5 protein-coding genes are annotated in these 8,204 nt (G+C 37.7%); 4 read left to right on the top strand and 1 reads right to left on the bottom strand.

Annotated features, from left to right (window positions below; genetic code table 11):
• Positions 1–117: 117 nt before the first annotated feature.
• A complete protein-coding gene (locus tag EKM68_RS02445) occupies positions 118–906 on the top strand; it encodes a WxL domain-containing protein (protein WP_125588069.1) in 789 nt (262 codons plus the stop codon).
• Between the two features lie 154 nt (positions 907–1,060).
• A complete protein-coding gene (locus EKM68_RS02450; RefSeq protein ID WP_125588070.1) occupies positions 1,061–2,959 on the top strand; it encodes a glucose PTS transporter subunit IIA in 1,899 nt (632 codons plus the stop codon).
• Here EKM68_RS02450 and EKM68_RS02455 read toward each other — a convergent pair.
• Positions 2,956–3,687: a GntR family transcriptional regulator gene (locus tag EKM68_RS02455; protein WP_125588071.1), complete on the bottom strand. Its 732-nt coding sequence runs from the start codon at positions 3,685–3,687 to the stop codon at positions 2,956–2,958. The two genes, EKM68_RS02450 and EKM68_RS02455, sit on opposite strands and share 4 nt — an antisense overlap.
• A 178-nt stretch (positions 3,688–3,865) precedes the next feature.
• Between EKM68_RS02455 and EKM68_RS02460 the strand changes: the two genes are divergently transcribed.
• Together EKM68_RS02460 and EKM68_RS02465 are read left to right on the top strand one after the other, a co-directional pair.
• On the top strand, positions 3,866–4,945 hold the full coding sequence (locus EKM68_RS02460) for an SGNH/GDSL hydrolase family protein (RefSeq protein ID WP_125588072.1): 1,080 nt from the start codon (positions 3,866–3,868) through the stop codon (positions 4,943–4,945).
• A gap of 818 nt (positions 4,946–5,763) precedes the next feature.
• On the top strand, positions 5,764–8,204 hold a 2,441-nt coding region (locus EKM68_RS02465; protein WP_125588073.1), incomplete at its 3' end, for a BspA family leucine-rich repeat surface protein.

Here is an 8,204-nt window from a genome sequence, read left to right on the forward strand (position 1 = left end):
AATTTTGAAAGAAAGATTTATGAATTTAGAAATATATTGATACTTCTTTTTTGATACTATTCTAGTAGATAATATTGTCGTGGCTATTTATATTCATAAAATAAAGGGGGAAAACAAATGAGATCGTACAAACACTTGATTGCTAAATCATTGCTTATTGCCAGTATAATCTTGGGTGCCTTAGGCACAACTGCTTCCCCCGTAAAAGCAGCTACTGTCAATAATGCTCTACCTGTAACAGATACCACTGCAACTTCAACAGATAGTAGTACTTCACAAACTACTCAAGCAGGAGACCCAGCCTATTCTAACGTTAGTGTTGATATTTTGTCTGGAATTCTAACACTTGAACAAGTTCCAGATTTTGCCTTTGGTTCGACAATGCTTGGTTCAACTGTCAAATTACAATCTAATGTCGTTGATACAACTGACATGTCCAGCTCAACGCCCGTTGGTGAAGATGGTAATTCCAATGGTGTTCTTAAGATGATTGATTCACGTACTGCTCAAAATAATGATGGTACAGGTCCTGGATTTTCATTGAGTGCCTCAATGACTAAGTTAAATCCATATGTTGCTGGTGACAAATCACTAGATGCAATTCTTCACTTGAGTTCATTACCCTTAATTGATCAAAACAAAGAAAATATTGTGTTCAAGAGCAGTGATGCTGACTTAAAGACTAACGCTGGCGATTTAGACAGTGCCACAGCAAGTGATCCTACATTGATCAACCTACAATCAGGAACATATCGTGCAGGTGTAATTCAAGCGCTATTCAACACTTCCGATTCAGCAACTTTAGAAATTCCCAATCAAGATAATGACAACACGAGCGGTACAGTCAAAAAATACAATGCCGTAATAACATGGACCTTAAATGCTGCTCCAGTTGTTAATCCTTAAAACAATTATATTCATCAAAGACCCACGGATAAAAATCTGTGGGTCTTTTTTTAGTTGTTTAAACATGTTTTACTATTAAAAATTTACCAAAGGTTATACAATAAAGTAAGTATTTAAATATTTTTATTTTTAATTAAGTTCGGGAGGATTAACTATGGCAGACTCATTAGATATCCTAGCACCAGTCTCAGGCAATATCATGGAATTATCATCCGTAAATGACCCTGTCTTCTCCCAAAAAATGATGGGCGAAGGATTCGGAATAGCTCCATCTGACGGGGAAATACGTGCACCTGTCACTGGGAATGTAACCTTCATCGCCGAAACAAAACACGCCTTCGGAATAACTACCAAAGATGGTGCAGAGATTCTCGTTCACTTAGGTATTGATACAGTATCCCTCAACGGTGCTCCTTTTGATTTGAAAATCAAAACTGACGATTCCGTCACTGCTGGTCAAGTCGTTGGTACGGCTGATCTACAAAAAATAACTGCGGCTGGCAAGGGAACTACCGTCGTTGTGGCAGTTACCAATACCAAAGACTATCTCGAGAATATCACTATAAAATCCGGTAAAGTTTCATCCGGAACAACAGCCGCAATCATTCTGCCAAAGGTTTCAGCTGACTTACAGAGTGAAACAACTGTAGATAGTTATCAACAGTTGGCTGCTGAAATAATTAAAGACGTCGGTGGAAAAGAAAACATCAACTCACTTATCCACTGTATAACTCGGTTACGATTTTATTTAAAAAACGACCGATTACCAAATGATGAAGCCATCGAAAACCTAGACGAAGTAATCAATATCGCTCGATCTGCCGGTCAGTACCAAGTCGTCATCGGTACAAAAGTAACTGAGGTCTATAATGCTGTGATCAGCGAACTGGGACCAACCTTCAAAAATCTTCCACCAAGTGAAACTAAAAAGAAGCCAAAGAACATCTATGAACTAATCAAAGATGGATTCAATGACTTCATTGGTGTCCTAACCGGTTCAATGATTCCAATTATTGGTATACTTGGTGGATCTGGAATCCTTAAGGGTATTCTTGGGGCACTAGTTGGATATAATCTGCTCGACAAAACTAGTGGTACTTACCTATTGTTCTCCTCTATTGCTGATTCACTATTTTACTTCCTGCCAATAATCTTAGGATTCACTGCTGCCAAACAGTTAGGATCAAATCCAATTACCATAGCTGTGGTCGGCAGTGTCCTGACCTATCCAGCGTTGATTGCAGCAAGTGGTAATTCGATTCAGTTAACAGTTTTTCGAATTCCAACAAAAATCATCAGTTACAGTTCTTCGGTTTTTCCGATTATTCTTGCCGCTTGGGTTGGTAAATATTTAGAAAAATGGCTCAAAAAAATCATTCCTTCAGTAATTAGGTCTGTTTTCTTGCCAGTAATCGAAGTAACCATTTTGGTGCTAATGATCTATGTTGGAGTTGGACCATTTGTTATCTACCTAAGCCAATTACTTTCTCACGGGGTTGAGTCGATTTACTTTGTCAATCCCGCGTTAACAGGATTCCTAGTCTCAGGGTTATATCAAATAACCGTGGTCTTCGGACTCCATTGGGCAATTATACCAATTGTGGTAAATGACCTCGCCATTAGTGGTCATAGCTACCTCAACGCCATGGTCTCAGTCACGATGGTTGCCCAAGGTGCAGCTGCCATGGCGGTTGCCATAAAAACAAGAAACAAAAAATACCGCGACCTTGCTTGGGCAGCAACAATTTCAGCCTTTTGCGGCGTTACTGAACCAGCACTCTACGGTATTACACTTAGATATAAGCGAGTATTTTTCTTATCAAATATAGGTAGTGCAATCGGTGGATTTTTGACCGGATTCTTCAAAGTAGATGCATATGCCTTTTCCGGATCACTGATCGGCTTTCCAGCCTTTATTAACCCCAGTATAGGTGTCACCTCTAACCTAATTGGTTACGTAGTCGCCCACATCACAACTCTGGTAATTACCTTCGCTATGATAATGCTCTGGGGTTACAAGTCAGAAGACGATATCAATCCTGTCCTCAACTAGAAGGACTTGAAGCCAACCATTGAGAAATGATTAGGCACATATCTTGTTTGAGTATGTTCGAACAATCTGCCGGTATCCGTGTAGACAAACTTAGTTAATGCTCCGACACAATTCATGTCGCCTACATCAAGTACTTGTAGATCACGCTTAGTTGCAGATTCAACCGTGGTAGTTGAACGTTCAGCCGCAATCTTGAATAATTCGTTCTCACGAATATATTCATAGATTGAGTTTTCTGCATCTTCACGCGTCATTTCACCGAGCAAACTCTTACGGAAATAACTATTATCAACGGCCAAAGCTTTACCATCAAATAATCTTAATCGTTCAATAAAATAAGCAACGTCACCTGCATTAAATGAGGTTAGTTGTTCAAGCTTTTCATCCACTTCTACCTCTTCAAAAGTTAGAACTTCCGTGGCAAGGCGTTGAATGAACTTGTTCTGAGGGAAATTTCTTAATGCTTCAAACCCTTCAGTGTTTTCAGCTTGAAAAATAACACGGTCGTCACGAATAGGTTCTAAGACAACGACACCACGTCCCTTTACAGCATAAACAAGCCCGTCACTTTGTAATTCTTTCAAGGCACGTCGGACAGTGTTTCTTGTCACTGCAAAACGTGCCGCAAGTTCTTCTTCACCTGGTAAAGTATTACGTGGTTGGTAGACTTGCTTATTGATTTCTTGCTTTAATGTATCATAAATGTCGGAATATAATTTTTTAGGCATTGTACCTTCTCCTCAATAAACAAATTGTGTGGTATATGTTTAAACATTTTGTATAATAAGTGTTTAAACAAGTAATTTACACTAGAATTATAACATATGATTCAAACTTAGAGCATAACTTATATAAAATAATAATAAATATATTATTACATACTGAACTCAGGAGTGGTGACTAATTATGACAATCATCAATACTTGGACAAAAGAATTTTCGTATTTTCCAAACATCAAACACATAAATCATGGCAAAGCACAAACCATTACAGTCTTTCAGCCTTTGGCTGCGGACAGAATTCGCCTGTTGATCAACAATCAATTTGGCAGGATTCCACTAGAAATAAAAAGTATAAAAATAATCGTAAATGACAATGATTACGATTTAACTATGAACAATAATACTAGTTTTAGTATAGCCTCCAAACGGTGCTTGTGGAGTGACTGGTTGCCAATTCATTTAAAAGGGAATTCGACTTTTGATATTGAAATACGTTCATACAATCATTCGATTCACACACTTGGATCAACAATATCAACCGAACTAGCAGATTCTAATAACTACATAGATGGCGACAATCGATTTTTTTACGGTGTATCGGCGGTCCAATCTGATACTGATGAATTGGTTAATAAAATTGCTTTCTTCGGAGACTCACTAACCAATCAGGGACGATTTACTGCCCCTCTGGCCAAACTATTATCTCAAGAAAATACCGTGACCGCTAATTACGGCATTTCGGGAAATCGATTATTACATAAGGGTAATAGCACATCGATCTGGTCTAATAGTTTTGGACCCGCAGGGGTCAATCGTTTTGAAAAAATGATCAATGAGTTCAATCCTAATACAGTTATCTTACTTGAAGGCACTAATGATTTGTTACTGCCAGGAACAGGAACACCAACCTCAGAATTACCATCAGTGCAGAATATGATGGATGGATACAAAAAAATTGAACAGTATTGCAATGACAGCAACGTTAAACTAATTTGCCTAACATTACCCCCATTTCAGGGTGCAATCATCGATGGTCACGATGCTTGGAGTTCAGAAAAAGAAGCATTGCGTACCGAGATAAATGATTTTATCTTAAGTTTAACCAATACCATCGACTTAGCAACCTTTGTTTGCGATGATTCACAAAAAAAATTAGCTAAGGAGTTTGATAGCGGCGATCATACCCATTTCTCTGATGACGGCGGCAAATTAATTGCTCAATTTTTGGAAACTAGTTTGAGTGGTGAATATATTAATTACTAACAAAATAAGATTGCTTCTAAGAGTACAATCCTTAGGAGCAATCTTATTTTTCTGTATCAATTACTTAGTATTCAAAATCAATTCTAACTTGATCCACGTATTTGCATCTTCTTTTTTAGTCGCCATTATCTCCCAAAAAATAAAAGCCACCAGCTCCATTAGAGCCAGTGGCAAATAGGTTTTTTCGTCCTCAGCGGACAACTGCATACCTAAACGGAATGCGATAATATCTGAGTTTTTCGTCCCCAGCAGACAACTGCGCACCTAAAGCGGAACGCGATACATATCTGATTTTATAGATGCCTATTACATCTTTTTCTTACAAGTTCATTTTACCTATTTAATTGATGTATTTCAACTATGAAGCTCCGTGTTGCAAGTAATTATCTTCGATTGAAAAATGCTTTGAGTGGTGAATATATTAATTACTAAAGTTAGGTTTAATCTAAAATATAATACGATCGGGTATCTTGGCATATAAATTGACCAAGGTACCCGATTTTTTTGGTTCATTCCTTATGATAAGGATTATCAAAAAGTGATAACCACATATACAACATGTCATATAAATATTTTTGTATTTACCTGGTTGCTTATATAATAACGTTCAACAGCATTTCTGTTAGTTTCAAAAATAAATTGTTAATATCATTTTTTGATCAGTTTTCAAACGTATATTGATTAGATAGTACAAATAATTCAGTTTAGCAAAATAATTCTTACAGTATGTGAAATATATAGATAATGTTTAAATATTATAATTTGTTCATGCCATGTTAGACACAATTAACAATATATGAAGATAGAGGGTAAATATTATGAGGTTTCAACAATTAAAACGCGATCCAAACGCTGTAATGAGAAAAAAGCTCGTTAAGTCAAAGAAGAATTGGATTGTTGTAAGCAGTCTTTCTATCGCCGGAGGTTTATTTTTGCTGGGCGGACCAAGTACTGTTGCTAAAGCTGACGTCGCAACTGCATCAGTGAAAACTGAATCAGTTACTCCAAGTGCTACAACGCCTTCCAGTACGGGGACTACTGAAGGAACTACTCCAGCAGCCGATACTAGCGGCAAAACTACAGATACAACAACTACGCCAAGCGTAGAAGATAGTACTACTGCTCCAACTGCCGACTCCACTAAGGACACTACACCAGATACACCAGTCGAAACTACGACACCTGAAAAAGACAATGCTGTAGTAGAAACTCCTGCTGAAGAACCTGCATCTGATACAACTACAGACAGCACAACTGTTAAACCAGCTGCCTTTTTAGCTGCAGCACCTACTGCACTTGCAGATGAAACTACTACTCCTACAGACGGAGAAGACACAACTGCAAAAGCTGCTGAAACTCCTGTCGCCGATCCAACAACTACTGGTGCTGATGGTAGTACTGTTACTGGTGACACAACAACTACAGATCCTACCAAAATAGTTTCTGAAGAAAAAACTTTGGATGCAGACGCATCAACTGTGGAAGCACTTGATGCCGTTGCTCCTGTTGCTGAAGACGCTGCTGTTACAACTGATAGTGGTACAGGTTGGACTTACGATTCAACAAATACAACACTGAATATTACTGGTGCTCTAACCGATTATAAGGGGGGAGATACTGAACATTGGGGTGGCAATACTAGTGCCATCACTACTGTTAATATTTCAACACCAATTGTTGCTCCTGCAGATTCATCATATATGTTTGCTAATATGACAAATCTAACGTCATTTAATAATGACACACTATCTAATCTAGATACATCAGCTGTTACTAATGCAGAAGGTATGTTTAAAAATGACAAAAATATCAGTATCATAGATTTATCAGGAAATGATGTATCTAAAGCTGAAAACATAAGTCACATGTTCGAAAATGACGATCTTCTTACAACTATAAAGTTTTCAGATACTGGTCTTAAAAATATTGTAAACGGTAGTTACGCCTTTGCAAATGACCCATTACTAAGCTCTTTTACTAAACCTAATACCGATATATCCAGTATGAATTCATGGAATGCTTACAATGCAACCGATTTAAAGGCTATGTTTAAAAATGACGTTTCATTAGGAGATATAAACTTAGGGACATGGTCTTGGACGAAAGGAACCGGATCTACTAATGGTTCAAGAAATCCTGCTGAATGGCCAAATACTGGAGATTCATCTATAGGTGAAGGTATGTTCGATGGTACTAATTTAAATAGCATCACTTTAAACTCATATTTATCATTTAGCCCTGGAACAGCTCTGACATCTGATTCAGGATCAACTTGGAGTAATTCCACTTATAATGCATCCTTCTCTGGGATTCCACAATTCAACGGTACTACTTTAGTTAGTGGTATTGCCAAATTATATATAGGTACAGGTATTATAACAACATTAGATGGTTCTACAATTAATGGAGTTACAGATGTAAAACAACGTATGTTTGCATATACTCCTAGTGGAGCTGTACAAAACGGACAAACCGCAACCAACCAAGTAACAATTCACACTACTCAAGGTGATATTGTTGTAATCCAAGACGGACTTGTAGGAACAACTGATCCTGTACAAACAGTAAATGTTCCTAGCACTTGGACATTCAATGGTGTTCCTTACTTTAGAACAAGTGCTGACACAGCTAACGTAGTGTATGGACAAACAAAATCTACTGCTGACGGAATTGCAGATTTTGAAAGTGTGAAAGCATCTGGTAAAACAGGAATGTCTATTCCAACTAATAAAACTGGGCAATCAGTAACAATTGATATTCCAGATTATTATGAGGGTGGAACACAAACCATTACACTAACTGATGATAATCTACCTAGTGGATATACTTTTGCAGATGGATCAGATAAAACTGTTACCGTTAAGTATAATGGTGATACTGCAACCAATCCTTATACATTATCACCTGATGAAATTGAATTAGTTGGTGAAGACGTTCCTACTGACGCTACTATCAATAATCCTAGTGCTACTAACAATGCTGGCAACAACGTAGACACTACTGTTACAGTTCCTGAAGGAACTGTAATTGGTACTCCTACTGATGTTACTGTCTCTGCTCCTGGTTATAAGGACGCTACTGTCAAAGCTATTGTTTCTAAAGATGCTGATGGTAACTACTCTGTTACTTACACTAACCCTGATGGAACTACTAATAGTTCTACTAATGCCGTTGCTTTAACTGGTGAAGATGTTCCTACTGACGCTACTATCAATCCTGTTGTTACTGATCAAGCTGGTAAGAATGTTGATGTTTCAGT

Origin of the sequence: Companilactobacillus jidongensis (assembly GCF_003946575.1) — a bacterium.
Taxonomy (GTDB): Bacteria; Bacillota; Bacilli; order Lactobacillales; family Lactobacillaceae; genus Companilactobacillus; species Companilactobacillus jidongensis.